Genomic DNA, 20556 nt, shown 5'->3' with positions numbered 1-20556 from the left:
AAAAATTGCTTTAAATGAAGTCAAGAACTTTTAAATCAATGCGCAATACTTCACTGGCTGTTGTATCACAGATTATAAACAGTGCTTTATGCTTTATTAAAAGGACAATATTCATATATGCTCTTGGAAATGAGTATCTTGGATTTAATGGGCTTTTTAGTGATATACTAACTATTCTATCATTAGCAGAACTAGGTGTTGGAACAGCAGTTTTATATTCTATGTATAAGCCAGCGGCTGAAAAAGATCGAAAAAAAATGAGTGCGCTGTTAAATTTTTATAGACATATTTATATGATTATAGGTATTTTTATTACAGCATCAGGGCTGTGTTTAATTCCATTTCTTAATTTTTTTATTTCAGATATAAATTATTCTAAAGAAGTCCCCATAATATATATATTGTATTTATTTAATACATCATGCAGTTACTTTTTCATATATAAAAAAAGCATACTTATAGTAGAGCAGAATTATTATATAATTTCCATTATTGAAATCATAGCGACATTATTTCAAAATACATTTCAAATTATAGTATTGTTGATTTTTAAGAATTTTTTAATTTATTTAGGGGTGCAGATTGCAGGAACATTAATTAATAATATCTGCATTTCAATTTATATTGATAAAAAATATAAGTATTTAAAAGAAAACAAAAAAGAAAAGCTGGATAAAAAAACTAGAGGTGTTATCTTTAAAAATATTATGGCCATGTTTTTTAGCAAAATCAGTTCAGCAGTTGTAACTTCAACAGATAATATATTAATTTCCAAGTTTGTAAGTACAATTCTTTTAGGTCTGTATTCAAACTATACAATGTTTGTATCAGTAATCAGACTTATATTTGGAAAAACTTTTGAAGCCATTTCAGGAAGTGTAGGAAATTTAATTGTTACAGAATCTAAAGAGAAATCTTTTGAGAATTATCATAAGATATGGTTTTTAAATTTCTGGCTTATAGGTTTTTGTAGTATTTCCTTATTTATTCTCATAAATTCATTTATTGAACTATGGATAGGACAGGGATATGTATTAAATATTACTATAGTTTTTTTTATATGTTTAAATCTGTATATGAGACTCATTCGAAATACATCATTAACATTTATTGAATCATATGGATTGTTTACAAGTATAAAATGGAAATGTATTGCAGAAGCTGTTATAAACCTTATTGCATCTTTATTTTATTTAAAAATATTAAATTTAGGCATAATAGGGGTTTTGCTTGGAACTTTTTCCAGCAATATATTGACTAATTTTTGGTATGAGCCATATGTTATTTACAAAAAGGAGTTTAAGAGATCATTAAATGATTATTTTATTAAATTCATAAAATATATTACTGCAGTGTTCATAACTGGAATAACTATATATAAAATTTGTGATTTTATTACCATTAATAATTTATATTCAAAATTTGTCGTTAATTTAATAATATGCTGCTTTCTCATTAACATTATGTTTTGTGTATTTTTTTATAAAACAAAGGAATTTAAATATTTCTCAAATTGTATTATTAAGATATTAAATAATTTAAAAAAGTCATGATTATTTAGACAACAAGTTTGTAAAATTCATCAAATTAATAAGTAAAGTTTATATATTTCAATAAGGCATGTAGTCAGGGAGGAATAGTAGTATTATGAAAATTACGGTGGTTGGAATAGGTTATGTAGGATTAGCCAATGCTATTCTTTTAGCACAAAATAATCAGGTATATGCAGTAGATATACTTAAAGAAAAAGTAGATATGGTAAACAATAAAAGATCACCGATTGAAGATAAAGAGATAGAAGAATATCTTAAATACAATAGATTAAATTTATCAGCTACAATTGATGCAGAATCTTCCTATAAGGAATCCGATTTTGTTATTGTAAGTACTCCAACCAATTATGATCAAAAAAAGAATTGTTTTAATACAACAAGTGTAGAAGAAACTGTTAAAAAGGTTCTACAAACTAATTCTAATGCAGTTATTGTTATAAAATCAACAGTTCCTGTAGGTTATACAGAATTATTAAGAAAAAAATTAAAAACGGATAATATAATTTTTAGTCCAGAGTTTTTGAGAGAAGGACATGCGTTATATGATAATTTATATCCTTCTCGAATTATTGTAGGAATATCAAAAAACAATAGAAGATTATATGAAATAGCAGATAAATTTGCTCATCTTTTACATGAAGGTGCTTTAAAGAAAAATATTCCTATTCTTATTACTGATTCAACAGAAGCAGAAGCAGTGAAACTTTTTGCTAATACATATCTTGCATTAAGAGTTTCTTTCTTTAATGAATTAGATACGTATGCAGAAGTAAGGGGACTTGATTCCAGACAGATAATAGATGGAATATGTTTAGATCCACGAATTGGATCATATTATAATAACCCATCTTTTGGATATGGAGGTTATTGTCTTCCAAAGGATACAAAACAATTGCTGGCAAATTATGAGCAGGTACCTAACAATATTATAAGAGCTATTGTAGAAGCAAATAACACAAGAAAAGATTTTATTGCTGAACGTATTCTTGAAAAGGTAGGATATTATGATAGGAGATGGATTGATAAAAAAGAAAAATGTGTAGTTGGGGTATATAGATTGGCTATGAAATCTAATTCAGATAATTTTAGAGAAAGCAGTATACAGGGAGTAATGGAACGCATTAGAAATAAAGGAATAGAAACAATAGTTTATGAGCCTGCATTAAAGGAAGATGTGTTTTTGGAAAGCAGAGTAATAAGAAGATTAGACGAATTTAAAAATATATCAGATATAATTATAGCTAATAGATATAGTAATAAATTGGAAGATGTTATGGAAAAAGTTTATACAAGAGATTTATATTTTAAGGATTAGAAATTCAAAGTTATAAATTAAATAAATAATATAAACTTTATTATTAATAAATAAGGTTAAGAGACAGTATTTTTAAAGAGGTGATTTTTGGTGAATGATTCCCAGAGATTAATCATAAATATTTTAAAAAATTCTCTTAATAATAAGAAAAGTGAAATTTATCTTCAAAAAATGAGTATATGGAATAAAGTCATAAAATTCGCAAGAGAGCATGAAATAAGTTCACTTATATACTATTTAATAGAACGCAGTTCATTAAAATGCATAGATAAACATATTTTGAACAGCTGGAAAGCTGATGTCATTAAATCTAATATGTCTCAGTTAAAAATTGAAAGTGAAATAAATAAAATAATTTGTGGATTTAATAAGATGAAAATAAAAATTGTGTTATTAAAAGGATTAATTCTTAAAAACTATTATCTAAAGCCTGAATTAAGAACAATGGGAGATGGAGATATTTTGATTCAGGAAAAGGATTATAAAAAAGCAGAAAAATATTTATTGGAAGAGGGATATGCTTTATATAAAGAAAAGAATTCTGTGCATCAAGGGTTTATAAATGAAAATGGAATACTGATAGAACTACATTGGAAATTAATAAATAATGAAAATTATATAGCAGATACAGAAGAATTTGAAAACAATATATGGAATAGATGTGTATGTTCTAGTATTTATGGAGAGTATGTTTATTCACTAAATAACGAAGATTTTCTATTACATTTATTTATTCACATGGCTAAACACATAAGAGTCAGTGGATTTGGCTTGAGACATTTATATGATATAGCACTTTTTATAAAAAGAAACTATGAATCGATAAAATGGGAAGAATTCTATTTTATGGCTAAAAAAAATAATGCTTTGAAATTTTCTAAAGGAATTCTGCTTATTATTAATGATATTTTTGAAGTAAAAATTCCTCGGGAAATATTAAATGATAACACAATTAAAAAATCTGATTTGAATTTATTGCTGGAATGGGTATTGTCACATGGTGTATTTGGCGTAAATAACATAATCAACGGATTAACATGTGTGTATATGAATAGAAGAATGTATAAAAATAATATAAAGTTAAAATCTGAAACAGTATCAAGTGCAGCAGAAACTAAAATGGCACAAATAAATATCAAAAAAAGCAGGATATTACGGTCAGTAGAATTGTTTCATGAATTCATGTATATAATCTTCATTAAGTATGGAATCATTAATTTTTTTAGAAATTTTTGCAGATCACTCATTAATGGAGAGAAAAAAATAAAAATATTGAACAGGTTCAATTTATAAAAAATAAAATTTGAGGTAAGATGAATGAAAAATGATTTTAAAGTATGTCAAAGTAAATCAATAGATTGTGCAGTTATAGATGGTGAAGCTGTAATGATGGATTTAGAAAGAGGAACATACTATACATTAAATTCTGTAGCAGCTAATATATGGAATATAATAGAGGATGAAATATATATAAGCAAAATAATTGAAAAGCTATTAGAAATATATGATGTTGATTTTGAAACATGTGAAAAGAGTCTTTTGAAGTACTTGAATTATATGGATAAATATGGACTTATTGTAATGCTATGATTAAATTTTATGTACTAAAATTTAATCATATAGGCATATTTATTATTAAAGATATTATTTTTAATGTAAATAATATTGACATAATTTATGAGGGGTGTTAATAATGAGGAAAAAATTGTGGGAGGAACCTAAAGTAGAACAGCTAAATTTAAAAGAAATAGCTGTAATTTGTACATGCAGTGGATGGAGCTCATACCAGCCTTGTACACAAAGGAGGCCATCACATGGAAACAGGCCTTTTGATCCACCACCACGTCATGAATAGAAATATAAATATACAAATGATTACAATGCTTAAAGAGCAATATGTTCTTTAAGCATTTAAAATATGTAAATGAAAGGAGCTAAAATATTGGAATCAGTTATCAAAAGAAGAATATATGAATTTATGTCATATTCTTATGAAAAAAAAATTTTAATGTTTAGGGTGTTTTTTATCATGGGGGTGTCAAGAGCAGCCATATTAATATTACCTGAAAATAAATTAAGATCATATTTTGGAGAAAAAAATAGCGAAACTCCTTACATAGCAGAAGAAAAATATTATAAAGCAGCTGAAAATATAAGCTGGGCTGTGAAAAAAACAGCTCCTTATACACCATGGAAAAGTCAATGTCTTGTTCAAGCATTAACTGTGCAGAAAATGCTAAAAAGTAAAGGGATAAGCAGCACTTTGTATTTGGGCGTAAATGGAAAACGCAAAAGCGAGATTAAGGCACATTCATGGTTAAGGGTTGGCAGCAGATATGTAATTGGTGGAAGTGGTGAAGAGTACCATATCATTGGAAAATTTAAAAGTGTAATTTAGCTGGGAGTTATTATGAAGTATTATAGAATTTATGGATTGAAAGTTAAATCACAAATAAAATTAGATGAATTAATAGAGATTAAAGATGATGAATGTAATTGCAAAATAGATGTTGAAATAAAAATTGAAAAAATTCCAGATGAAATTATTGAAAAGATTGCCAGGATTAAAGATAAGAACAGATTTTGCGAATATAGTGAATCTGAATGCTGGTTTTATATATGTGGTGTAGCTGCATATAGAATATACGATGGAAAATACATTTCGATTCAGCCAGTAAGTAATTGTATAGATCAGAAGATAAAGACATTTCTTCTTGGAGGAGCATTTATATGTCTGCTTCTTCAGAGAAAATTTATAGGAATACATGGAAGTGCTGTTGCGGTAGGTGATTCATCTATAGTGATAACTGGAGAGTCTGGTGCAGGAAAATCAACACTGTTATCTGAATTTGTGAAAAAGGGGTATAAGTTTTTAGCAGATGATCTTTGTGCAGTTGAATTTAGTGATAATGGAGAAATTAATATTAATTCTGCTTATCCACAAAGAAAACTCTGCCGAGATGCAGCAGAATGGTTTAATTATAGTTTAGATAATCTTAAATGGATAGATGAAGAAAGGGATAAATTTGCAGTAGATTCAATGGAGACATTTATTTATGGAACAAAAAAATTGAAAGCTATATTTGAAATTAATGTTATAAAAAATGAAATGAATCATGTCATGATCAAAGAAATTAAAGGAATAGAGAAATTTAAATCAGTAGTGGATAATTTATATGAGAGTAATATTGTGAAATGTCTGGGGATAAAGGGTAAAATTTTTGAAAATATAACAAAACTGTCTCAGGAAGTTCCATATTATAAAATATATAGACCTTATGGGATTTTTACATTAGCAAAGCAGTTTCAATTAATTAAATCAATAATAATATAGAAAACAGACTATTGTTCTTGAGAGTATTATGAACAATAGTCTGTTTTTATTAGATTCGCATTTTCCAATTTAAAGACAGTATCACATATGGATAAGGCAGCTGGTCTGTGAGTGATAAAAATACAAATTGGATTATAATCTAAATGTCTGATAGAATCTAATATTTTTAGTTCTGTTTCCATATCTATAGAGCTTGTAGCTTCATCTAGAAGAAGAATTGGAGATTTTTTTAGAAATGCCCTTGCAATAGCAATTCTCTGAACTTGTCCCCCAGAAAGAGCATCACCTTTTTCTCCAATTACAGTATTTATATTTTCCTTTAAGGAATTTACAAAATCAAAAGCATATGCACATTTTAAAGCTTTAGAAATTTCATTCATATGTGCATCTGGTTTTGCAATTTTTAAATTATCTAAAATTGTTCCTGAAAATAATGTATTACCTTGAGGAACATAAGATATTAAATTTCTATGATTTATATTTAAAGGTTCAGAATTAATTAATATAGAACCGCTGTCTGGAGAAATTAAAGATAGTATGAGATTTATAATAGTTGTTTTACCTTCGCCAGAAGCACCTATAAGTCCTATTATTTCTCCTGAGTGAACAGTGAAGGATACATTATTTAATATATGTTGATGTTTGTTGTAACTAAAATTAACATTATAAAAAGATAATGTATAAGAAGAAAGATCATTTGTATTATCTGAATTTTTCAAAATATATGGATTATATTCCTGAGTTAAGGAATCCATTTCCATTATTCTTTCAGAAGCAGCTAATGCAGAGATAAGCTGAGGAAAAGCAGAAGATAATCCATAAACTGGCTGTTGAATATTGGTAAATAACTGAAGCATTGCAGTTAAGCTTCCAAAATTCTGCTCAATTCCAGAAGCAATATTAAAAGTTCCCCATATAAAAACCATGAAATATCCCAAAAATGAACTTAATGAAAATAGTCCGTTAGATATGCAGTTAAAGTAATTTCTTTTAACAACTAAATGAATTTTATCTTTTTGAATTTTATCTAAATTTTTAAGTTTAATTTTTTCTAAACAAAAACTTTTTATTATAATTATGTTTATGAAACTTTCTTGAAGAAAACTATTGTATTCAGTTTCTTTTTTCTGAAGTTCTAAATAAAAGTATTTAAGTTTTTTTCCATAAATTTTACTCAGCAATATTAGAAAAGGAAATACGGATATTGAAATTGCTGACATAAATGGAGAGAGAGAGAAAACTGCAAAAAATGATGATATAAACATAACTGATAGGGATACTATATTGGGAATAGTATATATAATCATATTTGAAATAGTATTTATGTCATTAGTTAAACGAGTTAAAAATTCCATGCTGTGATATCTGTTATAATCATTAAAATTACTGTGAATTATATGATTATAAAGTTCTCTCTGAAGCTTGTTTTTTATATTTTCAAAACAATAGGATGAAAAAACTGTATCAACAGTGTTTAAAATTATACGAGTTAAAAATAATATTCCAAGAATAATAATAGAAATTATAGCTTTATTTATATTGTTAATAGATGCTGAATCGATTATATATTTTGTTACAAATGCTGTAAAAACACTAATTACTGAATTTAATGAACATATAATAATTATTATTATTAAAAAAGGAATACTGAATTTGGACTTATGAAAAGTCCAATAAAATTCTTGTAATATTTTTTTCATCGTTAATCCTTTCTACATTGTAAAGTGATATATATTGCAATTGACAATAAAGGATGGAATCTTAGAAGCAGTATTTTTATGTGATTAGATAAATTTTAAGTGTAACTTTAATCTGTAAATAATTTATAATGATTTGAATCAGTTTTCATAAATAAATTTGTGTATTTTCTTTATAGTAGATTCTTCATCAAATACATAATAGTAGATACCATCTATTATTTTACCTTCAGCATCTGAATTTTCAGGGAATTGATGTTCTAATATATCAATGTTGTCAAGAGAAATAAGATCCATACACAATGAAAGGATTTCTGAGCCATTGAGATTTGTGCTTACTAATGGAAGAAGATTATCAAGTAAAGAAGGATAGGAGGTTATAGGCAGATCTTTTAATTTTTCAAAGACGGTCTCAAGTACTATGCGCTGTCTATGGCTTCTCTCAAAATCACCACCATCAGTATATCTTATTCTTGTATAAGCTAAAGCCTGAGTTCCATCTACATGTTGAATTCCACTGCTATTGATATCAGGAGAAGATGTATTATTTTTGGAATTTAAGCTATGAATATATTTGTTTATATATTTTAATTCATTCTCATTTATATCTAATGTTATTCCTCCAATGGAGTCAATCAATACTGGAAATGAGGTTAAATTTACTGAGACAAATTGTGTAAGGTCAAGATTAAAATTGTCATTCAATGTTTTAAGTGTAAGTTCTGGACCACCAAAAGCATATGCATGATTGATTTTATCTTTATGAGATTTATTATGAATTAAAACATAGGAATCTCTTATTATTGAAGATAATTTTATTTTATTGTGTTCAGTATCTAGGGTTGCTATAACTATGCAATCTGAACGTCCTATGTTGTCTTCACCAGAGTCTATTCCTAACAAGAGTATATTTTTAATATATTTATTTGAGGTTTTACTATTTGATGAATTATCATCATTTTTTAATTTATTGTTATTATTTATTTCAGAATCTGCTTTATTATCTGAAAGATTTACTTTATTAAAATATGAAATGGAAAAAAGTGATATAAGAATTGTTGTTATGGTTATCATTGAAAAGACAATAGTTTTTTTCTTCATAATTAATACATCCTTATTATAATTTTCATATCTACATAAAAGTATATGTAGATTATAAATTTATTATGTATAATAAGATTTATGTTAACAGTGGGTTCTATTATGTAAATTAGTGAATACTAATATTATTGTAAAGTAATCTTATAGAAACTAGGTGTATAAAATATAATTTTGAAGGCAGAGGTGTTTTCTATGAAAATAATAATAATCTATTTGTTATTAGTAATGACAATAATAATCTTTTTTTATTCAGCTCATAGAAAGTGGTAAGAATATTAAAAATAATCGAATCTGTAAAATGAAAATATTTTACATTTCATTTGAACTATTTGCAATAAAATCAATTTAGAATATATATTGCAATTTACAATGAATGATGAAATTTTTTTATATGTATCAGATAAATTTTAATATTGCAATATATATTTTTTATAATGGGAATACAGAAATTGTATTGTGCATATATATTATTGTAAGAGTGCTCTAGGCATGAGTTTAATAATATTTATGGAGGAAAAGTTTATAATGGTTGAAAGAGCGGTTCTAAAGCGTAATGCCAAAGATCAATTACATGGAAAATGGGGACTTGCAATAGCAGCATTTGTAATCAGTGCTATAATTCCTTGTATAATCAGTACAATAGGTTCAATGTTTGAATCATCAGCGGTGGCTATAATTGGTATTATTGTTGCTATAATAGTATCAGGACCTATAGTATATGGATTATGTACTTTCACTTTAAATGTAGTAAGAGGAAAAAATTCAGCAGTATCAGATATTTTTGCAGGATTTAATGGAAAAATATTTATTAAATCAGTTGTTATAATTATTTTGATGTCGGTAGCAATAGGAATTGGATATATGATTTTTATAATTCCAGGAATAATTTTAGGTCTTATGTTTTCTCAAGCTTTTTTCATTTTAGTGGATAATAATGATATGTCTGCAATCGATTGTATGAAAACCAGCTGTTCTATGATGTCAGGAAATAAGGGCTATTTGTTTGTATTATTATTGAGCTTTATTGGGTGGTTTATACTAGGACAAATAACTTTTGGAATTGCTATGTTATGGGTATGTCCTTATTACAATATTACATTAGGAAATTTCTATAATGAGTTAAAAGACAATAAAACTGCTTAAAAATTAATTTGACAGGAATAATTATAATATAATAAACTAAAAATACACCGTTAATAATGGATAGTTATCTTTTATTTATAGGTGTATTTTTTATTCTGATCGTTATAATTTTACATTGAAGTTATATTTAATTATTGGAAAAAATAGTATATTGAAAATTAAAAAATAATAAATTATTGAGATATTATAAAAAAATATGGTAAAAAATTATGATTGGAATTATAATGGAATAGTATACTGTTATTTAAATGGTAAATTCAAGGGGGGCAAAACATGAAAAAGATAAAAATAGCACTACTAGGATTGGGGAATGTTGGTCGTGGTGTTTGGATGATTTTAAATTCTAATAAAGAAGAAGTAATGAAAAGATGTGGCTATGAAGTTGAAGTAGCTAAAGTCCTTGTAAGGAATAAGAACAAACCTAGACCTGTAAAGATTCCAGATGAAATTGTAACAACTGATTTTAATGAAATACTAAATGATGACAGCATAAAGATAGTTGTTGAAGTTATGGGTGGAATGGAACCAGCAAGAGAATATATGCTTAAATGTATGGATAAGAAAAAACATATAGTAACAGCTAATAAAATGCTGCTTGCAACAGGTGGAGATGAATTATTCCAAAAAGCTGATGAAATGGGAATAATGTTCCAATATGAAGCTAGTGTAGCTGGTGGTATTCCAATAATCAAAGGAATAGATGAAAGTCTTACAGCTAATAAGATAGAAACTTTATATGGTATTGTAAATGGTACTACAAATTATATTTTAAGCAAAATGGAACTTGAAGGAGCAGCTTTTGATGATGTATTAAAAGAAGCACAAGAAAAAGGATATGCAGAAGCAGATCCAACTTCTGATATTGAAAGTTATGATGCTCAATATAAACTTGCAATTCTTGCATCTTTAGCATTTGGAACTAAAATAGATGTGGATAACGTTTATAGAGAAGGTATAACAAAAATAACTGACGTTGATATGAAATATGCAAGTGAATTCAAGATGGCAATAAAGCTTCTTGCAATAGCAAAAGAAGTTGATGGAAAGGTAGAATTAAGAGTTCATCCAACAATGATTCCTAAGAAACATCCTCTTGCCAATGTATATGACTCTTATAATGCAGTATTTATAAAAGGTAATGCAGTTGGTGACTTAATGTTTTATGGAAGAGGTGCTGGAGACCTTCCAACAGGAAGTGCAGTTGTAAGTGACATTGTATCTATAGTAAGAAGTGATGTTAATACTGAAAATGAAAATCCAGTAGTTAAGAATAATCTATGGAAGAGAGAAATCAAAGCTATGGATGAAGTTGAAAGCAAGTATTATGTACGAGCTACTGTACTTGATGAACCTGGAGTTTTAAGTGAAATTACAACAATTTTTGGAAAGAACAATGTAAGTCTTCGTTCTGTAATTCAAAAAGGTGATGAAGAAGATGGATTTGTTACAATAGTTTTAGTAACTCATAGAACTATTGAAGGTGAATTTAATAAGGCTATTGATGAAATAAAGAAATTAAATGGAGTAAATAATATCAATAGTGTTATAAGAATTGAAGATTTTAAAGAAAGATAAAATCATTGACATAAAATTGTAAAAATGATATTTTAAATGTATAAGTTATACGACTGACGGAAGTGGAATAAACCACATGAAGTATAGCTGTAAAAGAGCCGACCGTCTGGGCAGAAGAGCCTAGATAGCGGCTCTTTTATAGTTGATTTAAAGTTTTTTTATCAATTATAGATAAAAAAGGAGAGTGTATAACCATGAAAGAAATAAAATTAAAGTATGGATGCAATCCAAATTAAAAGTATGCTGAAATTTCTATGAATGGAAGGGAATTACCTATAAGAATTCTAAATGGAAATCCAGGATATATTAATTTTTTAGATGCATTTAACAGCTGGCAGTGTGTAAAGGAACTTAAGGAAGCAGTAAAACTTCCATGTGCAGCATCATTTAAGCATGTAAGTCCAGCAGGAGTGGGAGTTGGAATTCCATTAGATGATACTTTGAGAAAGATTCATTTTGCACCAGAAGGCAACTGTCAAAAATAGCAGCAGCTTATATAAGAGCACGTGGAGCAGATAGAATGTCTTCTTATGGTGATTTTGTTGCATTGTCTGATGAGTGTGATAAAATTACAGCTGAATTTTTAGCCCATGAGGTTTCAGATGGAATTATTGCACCATCATATTCAAAAGAAGCATTAGAAATATTAAAAAAGAAAAAAAGAGGAACTTATGTTGTTATAGAAATAAATCCTGATTATGAACCAGAGGAAATGGAAAAAAAGCAGGTATATGGAATTACTTTTACGCAAAGCAGAAATAATATAAAAATTACAGAAGATGCTTTGAAAAATATTCCTACTACAAACAAGGAAATACCGGAAAATGCTAAAATCGATCTTTTAATTTCAATGATAACACTTAAGTATACTCAATCTAATTCAGTATGTTATGTTAAAGATGGTCAGGCCATAGGAATAGGAGCTGGACAACAATCCAGAATACATTGTACAAGGCTTGCAGGAAATAAGGCAGATATATGGTTCTTAAGACAGCATCCAAAAGTTTTAAATCTTAAATTTAAAGAAAATATAAAGAGAGCAGATAGAGATAATGCAATTGATACGTACATATCAGATGATTATATGGATGTATTAGAAGATGGTGTATGGGAAAATGTATTTGCAGAAAAACCTCATGTATTGACAAGGGAAGAAAAGAAAGAATGGATTAAGAAATTGGAAGGAGTATCTCTTGGTTCAGATGCATTTTTCCCTTTTGGTGATAATATTGAAAGAGCAAGGAAAAGCGGTGTTTCTTATATAGCCGAGCCTGGAGGATCAATCAGGGATGATAATGTTATTGAAATGTGTAATAAATATGGAATTGTAATGGCATTTACAGGAATAAGATTATTTCATCATTAAAAACAGATAAAGATATGTCTTGATATTTTAAGCAAATAAAGGATTCTTAAACGGGGGATATAGTTATGAAATATTTTTTCTTTGATGTAGACGGAACTTTAAAACCATACGGAAAAGCTATACCATATTCGACTAAAAAAACAATACAGAAATTACAACAAAAAGGAAATAAGATTTTTCTTGCTACAGGAAGAAGAAAAAATGAGATTGGATCAATAATGAAGGAATTAAACATAAAAAATGCTATATGTGCAGGGGGAGGAACTGTAATTATTGACAATAAAGTTGAAATGGAAAAATATTATTCAGAAGAACAACTTGAAAAGATTCTTTGTGAATGTGAAAAAAATAATGTAATAATGGTTAGTGTAGGTGAAGGAAGATGTTATACTTCAAATAAGGGTTTATATGTCAAAATTTATAGATTTTTAATGAAAATCTATTCAAAGAGCAGAAATTTTAAGATGGGATCAGTTCAAGGATGTGCAGGGGCAAATTATACAGATATTAAAATTATGGATAGATATGAATTTCTGAAACAGCACACACAAAAATTAATTTTTTTTAATACCAGAAATATTGATAAAATTGAGTCATTAAAAAAATATAAAATTTACGATGAAAAGATATGGAAAACTATAGAATTTGACTTTAAGGAAGAAGGAATTGAATATATTAGAAGAAAGTATGATGTAAATCTTGACAACATAGTTGTATTTGGTGATGGAATAAATGATATAGGAATGTTTAAATATGCAAATAATTCAATAGCTATGGGAAATTCAAATGATGAGATAAAGAAAATTGCATCATTTACAACTAAAAGATGTGATAAAGATGGAATAGAATATGCATGCAGTCATTTTAAATGGATTTAGGTTTGTATTTGAAAGAATAATGTTTTTGATGAAAACAGCTTTATAATGCTGATTTTATTTAAAGGCATTATTTTTTTGCTATTTAACTCTTTTTTAACATGTATGTAAAACCTTATTAACGAACTAAAGGTATAGTAATAATTAGGAAAATATTAACATGTAGGTGTTTTAATTAAAAACATATTTTTATGTAGGCTCTAGTCAGTATTTAATAAAGTTTTTGCAGATTATATGAATAAACTTTATTAGAACTTATATAAATATTTTTAAGAAGGTGGATATAAGGTTTATGATTGCAGATAAGATTGAAATAAAAGTTAACAATAAGTTATCTTTTACTGGATTGAAAAAAAGTATAATTAAAAATTTTAACAGAAAAATAAAAGATTATAGTATAAAGAAGAAAATATCTTTTGGCTTTGGGTTGATTATGATTGTTAATATAATCTTTATAACAAGTTTACTTTTTAATATGGGAATAATGTCTCAAAAGATAAGCAGGCTTTATAATGGACCATTTTCAACTAATGATATGGTATGTGATACAAGGGTATCATTAGTAAAGATAGATAGGTATATGTATCGCGCAATGCTTGAAAGTGATGGAGAAAGAATAAATAAATTTTTAAATCTGGCAGATGAAGAAGAAAATATTTTGAAAGATAAATTGTCACAGTTAAATGAAATTCAGAATTTTAATGATTTTCAGACTATGGATGAATTTGAAAAAGAGTTAAACAGTGCACTTGAGGATAGAAAAAAGATAAGTGAATCATTGTTAAATGGGGATAAATACGCAGCTAAAATACTTATGGGAAGCGGCTATAAATCAAAGATAGAAAATTGTGAAGAATCTATTAAAAAGATATATGATTTAGCACATTCAAATGCAGTAAATTTCATAAAAGCATCACATTTCAATAGAAATATTACATTTATAACAGCTTTTTTAGGGTTATTATTTCTTATGCTAATATGTTTTTTTATAACAAAATATATAACCTGTTCAATATTGGAAGGGATAAATCATATTATAGATGTTTCGAATAATCTTGCATCAGGAATATTAAAGGCTAATGATGAATATGATTCAAAAGATGAGATGGGTATGATGAGTCGTAATTTAAATGGGACAATATCTGTTTTGGGAAATTATATTAAAGATATATTCAATGTATTGAAGGAATTGTCCAAAGGTAATTTGAGAACCAAAGTAAATATAGAGTATAATGGAGATTTTCTTGAAATTGAAGAAAGTCTCAATAATATAATAGAATCACTAAATAGTGTATTTTATAATATAAACAATGCATCATGTATTGTTTCAAAAGGAGCAAAAGATATATCAATAACAGGGGAGGCACTGTCAACTGGATCTGATCAGCAGGCTAAGGCAATAGAAGAGGTTGTAGAAAGTATAATAGACATATCAGATAAGATAAAAGATAATACAAAGAATGCAGTCGAAGTTGATGGATTGTTTGATAATACAAAAAAGATGATTAGTGATGAAAACAAGAATATGGGAGAACTTCTAAAGTTAATGGAAGACATAAATAATTCATCAGAGAAAATAAATGAAGTCATATATACAATAAAAGCAATTGCTGAGCAGACAAATCTTCTTGCATTAAATGCTTCAATTGAAGCAGCAAGAGCTGGAGAACATGGAAAAGGATTCTCAGTGGTAGCACAAGAAGTATTAAAACTTGCAAATAAATCACAGGAAGCAGTAGGGAGTACTTCTTCAATAATAAGAAGTTCACAGAAATGTGTACAGTATGGAACTGAAATGGTACATAAAATATCATCTGATCTAAATATAATATGGTCTGATGTAAATGATGTTTCAAAACTCATAAAAAAGATAACTTCGTCATCAGAAGAACAACTGCTTCATATAAATTCAATAACAGGAAAAATTGACGATATATCCTGTGTTATTGAATCAAATTTAGAAATTGTAGAAAGAACAAAATTGTCAGCAGATGAGCTTGCAGAAGAATCAGAACATCTTGACAATGAAATTAAAAAATTTAAACTTAGCATTTAAGTGATTCTTGAGAGGATAGGATCAAATTGAATGTACCAAATGAAAAATAAAACTTAATGAGTCAGACATAAAAATGAAATAACATTGTTAGAGCATTGATATTAGGGTAGGTTTTTCCATATATATATGTAAAAAATATATATATATGTAAAATCTGTAATTCCCGCAAAAACAACAAAAACACCAATTCCGAAGGAACTTAATTTTAAATGTATAGAAGAAATAAACAAGATAGTTGTAGAGGCATCTGTAAAACTTGGAGATATTATAATTAAAAACATATTAGGGACAGGATTTCATATTGTGGCATGCAGAAATATGGATAGAGCACAATAATATATGGAGCTTTAAGAAGAAGCATATTAGAGATGAGATTAGGTAATTATAAAAAATAAAGCTTTAAAGTAAAAAAACAATAAAAAGTAAAGTTTATAATGTTGAAAAATCTGATTTTATGTGATAAAATAAATACATAAAGAAAGAGATAATGGGGTCTCAAAAGTAATAATGAAATCCCTTTATCTCTTTTTTGTTGTTTGATATGAATTTATACAACATGTGATATAAGTTATATTTGTTATATAAAGAGTATATTATTAAGCAAAAACTATAATAAGCCCCCAAAAGGAATATTTCTAGGATGTAGTGACTGCTTATGCCATTGCCATTCATTGCATTCATAAATACAATTTCCACATATATTATTGTTGTATTTAAAGAAGTATAACCTTTTATAATATATGGACCTCTGTATTTTGACAGCTTAAATACAGAGGCTTTTTTTACAATATTCATAAAGTTAATGAAAATATAATAAACTCAAAAAGGTTTATGTATTACAATAATGTCGAATTAGGAAATAATAAAATTAGGATAACAAATAAATTTTTATCAAATTAGATATATTAATAAGTTATAATTTAGAAAAAAATAAGTGAAAAAATTGACGGTTTTAAGAAGGGCTGATTCAAGAATTGGCGCAGATGATAATATTTACAAAACAATAGAAAATTTATAATAAAGTATTGTTTTTTATATTTATTCATGATATAATGATAATGTTCTGAAGAGGAACTATTAATATTCGAAGATTTAATTTAATTAAAAATTTCTCCTTATGAGAAAGTATTAGTTGACTAAGTCTTTAAATAAGGAGGAAATAAAAAATGGAAGATAAGACTATTGTATGTAAAGATTGTGGAAAGGAATTTGTTTTCACAGTTGGAGAACAAGAATTCTACAAAGAAAAAGGATTTGAAAATGATCCTGTAAGATGCCCAGAATGCAGAAGAGCTAGAAAGCAACAAAACAATAGAAGATAATTTATATTGTAATAAAGTCACAGGAGTTTACTCTTGTGACTTTTTATTATGAACTTTATTTAGTCTGTAAGCGAATGAGAAACATAAAACAATCTACTATAAGAGAAGTGATGGCTGTTAATTAAAGAAAAAAGCTGCCGCACAAAGATTAAGCTGCACCACATATTGTATTAAATAATTTGCTTGATACATTATGCATAGCAGATAGATGGATTTCTTAATGCAGCAGCTTTTGAATTAAGAATTAAGACTTAAATTTAATTTATATGATTACTTTGAAAGCCTTCTCTTTTTATTGAATGTTTTTTGTTGTTAGGATTATGATTTTGATTCTCTTCTGTTATAGGTGTCTGGTAATTGCATTTTTTCATTCTTGAAAATTTATTGTCTGGCTGACTATCTTTTGCCATTATTAATCCCTCCATATTAAATAAATTATCCAATTTTATTTTTTCACATGCAATAAAAAATATTCTCACATTAAATAGAAAAGATAAGTATAATTATGTTATAATATGTGATAATTATATATACTGTACTTTGAAATCATATAGAAATAAAATCAAAGAACAAATGCAGCACATTTATAAACTTAAAGAAGGTGAACAATTTTGTCAGTAAAAATAGTAACAGACAGTACCAGTTATATACCTGAAGAATTAATAAAAAAATATGATATAACAATAGTTTCACTTAGTGTGATGATAAATAATAAAAGTTATAAAGAAACTGAAATTGATAATGTTGAATTTTATAGACTTATGGATGAAATTAATGAAATACCTACTTCATCTCAGCCTTCATTAGATGATGTGGTTAAAGCTATGGAAGCAAATGTAATACAAGGAAATGATGTGTTATGTATATTTTTATCATCTAAAATGAGCGGCACTTTTTCCAGTGCACATATTGCTAAAGAAATGGTTTTGGAAAAATATCCTAAAGCTAATATTGAAATATTTGATTCAGAAACAAATTCAATGCAGATGGGATATGAAGTAATAGAAAGTGCTAAATATGCATATGAAGGAATGAATATTAAAGAAGTTATAGAAAAAGCTGAAAGTGTAAGAAAAAACAGCAGATTTTTATTTGTTCCTGATACACTTAAATATCTAAAAAAAGGTGGAAGGATTGGAAGTGCATCAGCGCTTCTTGGAAGTATACTTCAAATACGGCCAATACTTACAGTTGAAAATGGAGAAACTACAGTATTTGAAAAGGTAAGGACAAAAAAGAAGGCTGTGGATGTAATAATAAATAAAGTTGTAGAAGATTGCAATAAAAATCCTGCTGGAGGAGTAATTGTACATCATATTAATTGTGAAGATGAAGGAAGAAAAATGGCAGAAAAATTAGAAAAAGCATTGGGCATTACAGTTAATATCCAATCTATAGGTCCTGTAATAGGAGCTCATGTAGGACCAGGTTCTGTAGGAGTTGCATATTTTACTTTGTAGGATTATGTGATTAGATTGAAAGTTTTTAAAAGGAAACTGTTACATTAAAGATTATATATGAAAAGCTATGACTTGAGTATGTAATCTTTGTGTAACAGTTTTTTTTATTAAAAATGACATTGTTTTTATGTATAGAGTACCAAGTTTTCATTAATAAGTCGATTTCGTACTATTGGACCTATTATTGCAACAGCTACAGTTTTTATAAAATCACCCAAAAGAAATGGAACAACTCCAGATATTAATGCAGCTGTGAATGTTAAATGAGCACTGTAAGCAAGCCAGAGTGTACCGAAGGCGGAACTAAAAATTTTTCCGATCCACATTCCGAAAAATGAAATCAATGGCTTGTTATACCATCGGTCAATAAAAAATCCACTAATAGCAGCCATTAAAATAAATCCAATAAGATAACCTCCTGTTGGTCCTGCTAATTTTTGAAATCCTCCTGAAAAATTAGAGAATACAGGAAGTCCTATTCCTCCAAGCAGTAAATATATTAAATAACTCATAACAGTCCTTTTAGTTCCTATTACATATAATACAAAGTAAATTGCTAAATTAGTAAGGGAAACTGGAACTGGTGTAAAAGGAAGGCTTAAAGAAAATGGACCAGCAATGCAGATAACTGCTGACATCATGGCAATAAGGACCAAATCTTTAACTTTATTTTTAGACATATAGTCTTTTTTTCTATATTCAGGTTTTGTAATCATTTTATGCAAGGACCTCCTTTAGATTTGTTTGATTTTCATTTTTAAAAAATTTATCATCACCTTTTAATGTATATCCAATTTCTTTAAGGAGTTTTTGATCTTTATTGGTATTTGTACCTCCAGTAGTTAACAAGTCTCCAGTCAGTGCCGCATTAACGCCGGATGTAAATAAATCTTTTCCACCATCTTCAAAATAGCTTCTTCCAGCAGCAATTCTAATATCTGCTGTAGGATTGATATAACGGAAAATAGCAATTGAACGTAAAATATCCTCCTTTTTCATTGGTGATAAATTTCCTAAGGGAGTACCTTTTACTGGAATAAGGGCATTAATTGGAATAGAACGAATTCCTAGTTCAGATATGCTGAGGGCCATATTAATTCTATCTTCCCAAGATTCTCCCATACCTATAATCCCGCCACAGCACAGATCTAGTCCAGCATCTTTGATTTTTTTTATTTCTCTGATTTTGTCTTGAAAAGTATGGGTTGTACATATATTTTTGAAATTTTCTTCTGATGTTTCAATATTTTCATGATACATACTTACTCCAGCTTCTTTTAAACGCTTTAAATCTTCCAAGGACATAAATCCATGAGACGCACATAAGATCATATCTGGAAATTCTTCGTGTATTTTCCTGTAAGCTTTAAGAGCTTTCTCCAAATCTTGTTTACTTATTGCTCGCCCTGCTGTAACAATACAATATCTATCAATATTATGTTCTGCAGCATCCTTGGCGCCTTTCATAATTGTATTAATATCTATAAAATCTGATGATATACAAGAAGTTTTATGATGTGCTGATTGAGAACAGAATTTACAATTTTCACTGCATTTTCCGCTTTTTCCGTTAATTATAGAACAAAGATCAGCTTTATCTCCACATAATTCTTTTCGAATCATATCTGCTCCTTTTGTTAATATTTCGAGATTTTCTGTAATCAAAAAGGAAAGATTTTCTCCTCTTTTTAGTCTTCGGCCTTTTATAATGTCTTCTGCTAAACTCATATTATTTCCTCCTCACAATTGTTAACTTATA

19 protein-coding genes, 1 pseudogene and 1 riboswitch are annotated in these 20556 nt (G+C 27.5%); of the genes and pseudogenes, 15 read left to right on the top strand and 5 right to left on the bottom strand.

All coding sequences use genetic code 11. The features are described from left to right. Positions 1-14 precede the first annotated feature (14 nt). The 7 genes from Q0F58_RS01765 (at position 15) to Q0F58_RS01735 (ending at position 6202) form a co-directional block, all read left to right on the top strand. Positions 15-1553, top strand: a complete 1539-nt coding sequence (locus tag Q0F58_RS01765) for a lipopolysaccharide biosynthesis protein (protein ID WP_294371704.1) — start codon at positions 15-17, stop codon at positions 1551-1553. A 94-nt stretch (positions 1554-1647) separates the two neighbouring features. Further along, complete coding sequence (locus tag Q0F58_RS01760; RefSeq protein ID WP_294371701.1) at positions 1648-2868, top strand: nucleotide sugar dehydrogenase; 1221 nt, start codon at positions 1648-1650, stop codon at positions 2866-2868. Between the two features lie 90 nt (positions 2869-2958). Then, complete coding sequence (locus Q0F58_RS01755) at positions 2959-4161, top strand: nucleotidyltransferase family protein (RefSeq protein ID WP_294371697.1); 1203 nt, start codon at positions 2959-2961, stop codon at positions 4159-4161. Between the two features lie 24 nt (positions 4162-4185). Then, positions 4186-4458 (top strand): PqqD family protein, encoded by a 273-nt coding sequence (locus tag Q0F58_RS01750; RefSeq protein WP_294371695.1) that lies wholly within the window; start codon positions 4186-4188, stop codon positions 4456-4458. 103 nt (positions 4459-4561) lie between these two features. Then, positions 4562-4723, top strand: coding sequence for a hypothetical protein (locus tag Q0F58_RS01745; RefSeq protein WP_294371693.1), 162 nt, complete (start codon positions 4562-4564; stop codon positions 4721-4723). A gap of 69 nt (positions 4724-4792) precedes the next feature. Then, entirely contained in the window at positions 4793-5266 is a 474-nt protein-coding gene (locus Q0F58_RS01740) for a lasso peptide biosynthesis B2 protein (RefSeq protein ID WP_367118143.1), read from the top strand. A gap of 12 nt (positions 5267-5278) precedes the next feature. Then, positions 5279-6202 (top strand): hypothetical protein, encoded by a 924-nt coding sequence (locus Q0F58_RS01735; protein ID WP_294371690.1) that lies wholly within the window; start codon positions 5279-5281, stop codon positions 6200-6202. A gap of 26 nt (positions 6203-6228) precedes the next feature. Here Q0F58_RS01735 and Q0F58_RS01730 read toward each other — a convergent pair whose 3' ends face one another. After that, entirely contained in the window at positions 6229-7902 is a 1674-nt protein-coding gene (locus tag Q0F58_RS01730) for an ABC transporter ATP-binding protein (RefSeq protein WP_294371688.1), read from the bottom strand. Positions 7903-8040: 138 nt separating this feature from the next. Beyond that, entirely contained in the window at positions 8041-9000 is a 960-nt protein-coding gene (locus tag Q0F58_RS01725) for an LCP family protein (RefSeq protein WP_294371686.1), read from the bottom strand. A gap of 489 nt (positions 9001-9489) precedes the next feature. Here Q0F58_RS01725 and Q0F58_RS01720 point away from each other — a divergent pair, with 489 nt between their 5' ends. The 7 genes and pseudogenes from Q0F58_RS01720 (at position 9490) to Q0F58_RS01690 (ending at position 17337) form a co-directional block, all read left to right on the top strand. Next, positions 9490-10143 carry a DUF975 family protein gene (locus Q0F58_RS01720; RefSeq protein WP_294371683.1) on the top strand — a complete coding sequence of 218 codons (654 nt, stop codon included), beginning with the start codon at positions 9490-9492 and terminating at the stop codon, positions 10141-10143. Positions 10144-10416: 273 nt separating this feature from the next. Next, positions 10417-11718 (top strand): homoserine dehydrogenase, encoded by a 1302-nt coding sequence (locus tag Q0F58_RS01715; RefSeq protein ID WP_294371680.1) that lies wholly within the window; start codon positions 10417-10419, stop codon positions 11716-11718. A gap of 39 nt (positions 11719-11757) precedes the next feature. Then, positions 11758-11837, top strand: a riboswitch (ZMP/ZTP riboswitch). 135 nt (positions 11838-11972) lie between these two features. After that, positions 11973-13084, top strand: a pseudogene (locus tag Q0F58_RS01710) (phosphoribosylaminoimidazolecarboxamide formyltransferase). Between the two features lie 65 nt (positions 13085-13149). After that, positions 13150-13962, top strand: a complete 813-nt coding sequence (locus Q0F58_RS01705; RefSeq protein WP_294371678.1) for an HAD family hydrolase — start codon at positions 13150-13152, stop codon at positions 13960-13962. Positions 13963-14251: 289 nt separating this feature from the next. Next, the gene (locus tag Q0F58_RS01700; protein ID WP_294371675.1) at positions 14252-16015 is read left to right on the top strand and encodes a methyl-accepting chemotaxis protein; all 1764 of its coding nucleotides are present in this window, start codon (positions 14252-14254) and stop codon (positions 16013-16015) included. A 135-nt stretch (positions 16016-16150) separates the two neighbouring features. After that, positions 16151-16351 (top strand): DUF1667 domain-containing protein, encoded by a 201-nt coding sequence (locus Q0F58_RS01695; protein WP_367118144.1) that lies wholly within the window; start codon positions 16151-16153, stop codon positions 16349-16351. Between the two features lie 830 nt (positions 16352-17181). Next, the gene (locus Q0F58_RS01690) at positions 17182-17337 is read left to right on the top strand and encodes a zinc-ribbon domain-containing protein (RefSeq protein ID WP_294371673.1); all 156 of its coding nucleotides are present in this window, start codon (positions 17182-17184) and stop codon (positions 17335-17337) included. Between the two features lie 257 nt (positions 17338-17594). On the opposite strand, the gene Q0F58_RS01685 is transcribed toward Q0F58_RS01690, so the two are convergent. Next, positions 17595-17747: a hypothetical protein gene (locus tag Q0F58_RS01685; RefSeq protein WP_294371671.1), complete on the bottom strand. Its 153-nt coding sequence runs from the start codon at positions 17745-17747 to the stop codon at positions 17595-17597. Positions 17748-17948: 201 nt separating this feature from the next. On the opposite strand from Q0F58_RS01685, the gene Q0F58_RS01680 reads away from it, so the two are divergent. Further along, positions 17949-18797, top strand: coding sequence for a DegV family protein (locus Q0F58_RS01680; RefSeq protein WP_294371669.1), 849 nt, complete (start codon positions 17949-17951; stop codon positions 18795-18797). Between the two features lie 125 nt (positions 18798-18922). On the opposite strand, the gene Q0F58_RS01675 is transcribed toward Q0F58_RS01680, so the two are convergent. Both Q0F58_RS01675 and bioB read right to left on the bottom strand, forming a co-directional pair. After that, on the bottom strand, positions 18923-19513 hold the full coding sequence (locus tag Q0F58_RS01675) for a biotin transporter BioY (protein ID WP_294371666.1): 591 nt from the start codon (positions 19511-19513) through the stop codon (positions 18923-18925). A 1-nt stretch (position 19514) separates the two neighbouring features. Continuing rightward, positions 19515-20525, bottom strand: coding sequence for a biotin synthase BioB (gene bioB / locus Q0F58_RS01670; RefSeq protein ID WP_294371663.1), 1011 nt, complete (start codon positions 20523-20525; stop codon positions 19515-19517). Positions 20526-20556: the final 31 nt, after the last annotated feature.

Source organism: uncultured Clostridium sp. (assembly GCF_934754915.1).
Taxonomy (GTDB): domain Bacteria; phylum Bacillota; class Clostridia; order Clostridiales; family Clostridiaceae; genus Clostridium.
Note: the sequence above shows the minus strand (reverse complement) of the source record. Positions and strands in the feature narration are given on the sequence as shown.

Coding starts and splice junctions, on each gene's coding strand:
- Q0F58_RS01740 (WP_367118143.1), top strand. CDS start 4,793: ATGAAAGGAGCTAAAATATTGGAATCAGTTATCAAAAGAAGAATATAT.
- Q0F58_RS01720 (WP_294371683.1), top strand. CDS start 9,490: ATGAGTTTAATAATATTTATGGAGGAAAAGTTTATAATGGTTGAAAGA.
- Q0F58_RS01715 (WP_294371680.1), top strand. CDS start 10,417: ATGAAAAAGATAAAAATAGCACTACTAGGATTGGGGAATGTTGGTCGT.
- Q0F58_RS01690 (WP_294371673.1), top strand. CDS start 17,182: ATGGAAGATAAGACTATTGTATGTAAAGATTGTGGAAAGGAATTTGTT.
- Q0F58_RS01685 (WP_294371671.1), bottom strand. CDS start 17,747: ATGGCAAAAGATAGTCAGCCAGACAATAAATTTTCAAGAATGAAAAAA.
- Q0F58_RS01725 (WP_294371686.1), bottom strand. CDS start 9,000: ATGAAGAAAAAAACTATTGTCTTTTCAATGATAACCATAACAACAATT.
- Q0F58_RS01675 (WP_294371666.1), bottom strand. CDS start 19,513: ATGATTACAAAACCTGAATATAGAAAAAAAGACTATATGTCTAAAAAT.
- Q0F58_RS01750 (WP_294371695.1), top strand. CDS start 4,186: ATGAAAAATGATTTTAAAGTATGTCAAAGTAAATCAATAGATTGTGCA.
- Q0F58_RS01745 (WP_294371693.1), top strand. CDS start 4,562: ATGAGGAAAAAATTGTGGGAGGAACCTAAAGTAGAACAGCTAAATTTA.
- Q0F58_RS01705 (WP_294371678.1), top strand. CDS start 13,150: ATGAAATATTTTTTCTTTGATGTAGACGGAACTTTAAAACCATACGGA.
- Q0F58_RS01700 (WP_294371675.1), top strand. CDS start 14,252: ATGATTGCAGATAAGATTGAAATAAAAGTTAACAATAAGTTATCTTTT.
- Q0F58_RS01735 (WP_294371690.1), top strand. CDS start 5,279: ATGAAGTATTATAGAATTTATGGATTGAAAGTTAAATCACAAATAAAA.
- bioB (WP_294371663.1), bottom strand. CDS start 20,525: ATGAGTTTAGCAGAAGACATTATAAAAGGCCGAAGACTAAAAAGAGGA.
- Q0F58_RS01765 (WP_294371704.1), top strand. CDS start 15: ATGAAGTCAAGAACTTTTAAATCAATGCGCAATACTTCACTGGCTGTT.
- Q0F58_RS01760 (WP_294371701.1), top strand. CDS start 1,648: ATGAAAATTACGGTGGTTGGAATAGGTTATGTAGGATTAGCCAATGCT.
- Q0F58_RS01730 (WP_294371688.1), bottom strand. CDS start 7,902: ATGAAAAAAATATTACAAGAATTTTATTGGACTTTTCATAAGTCCAAA.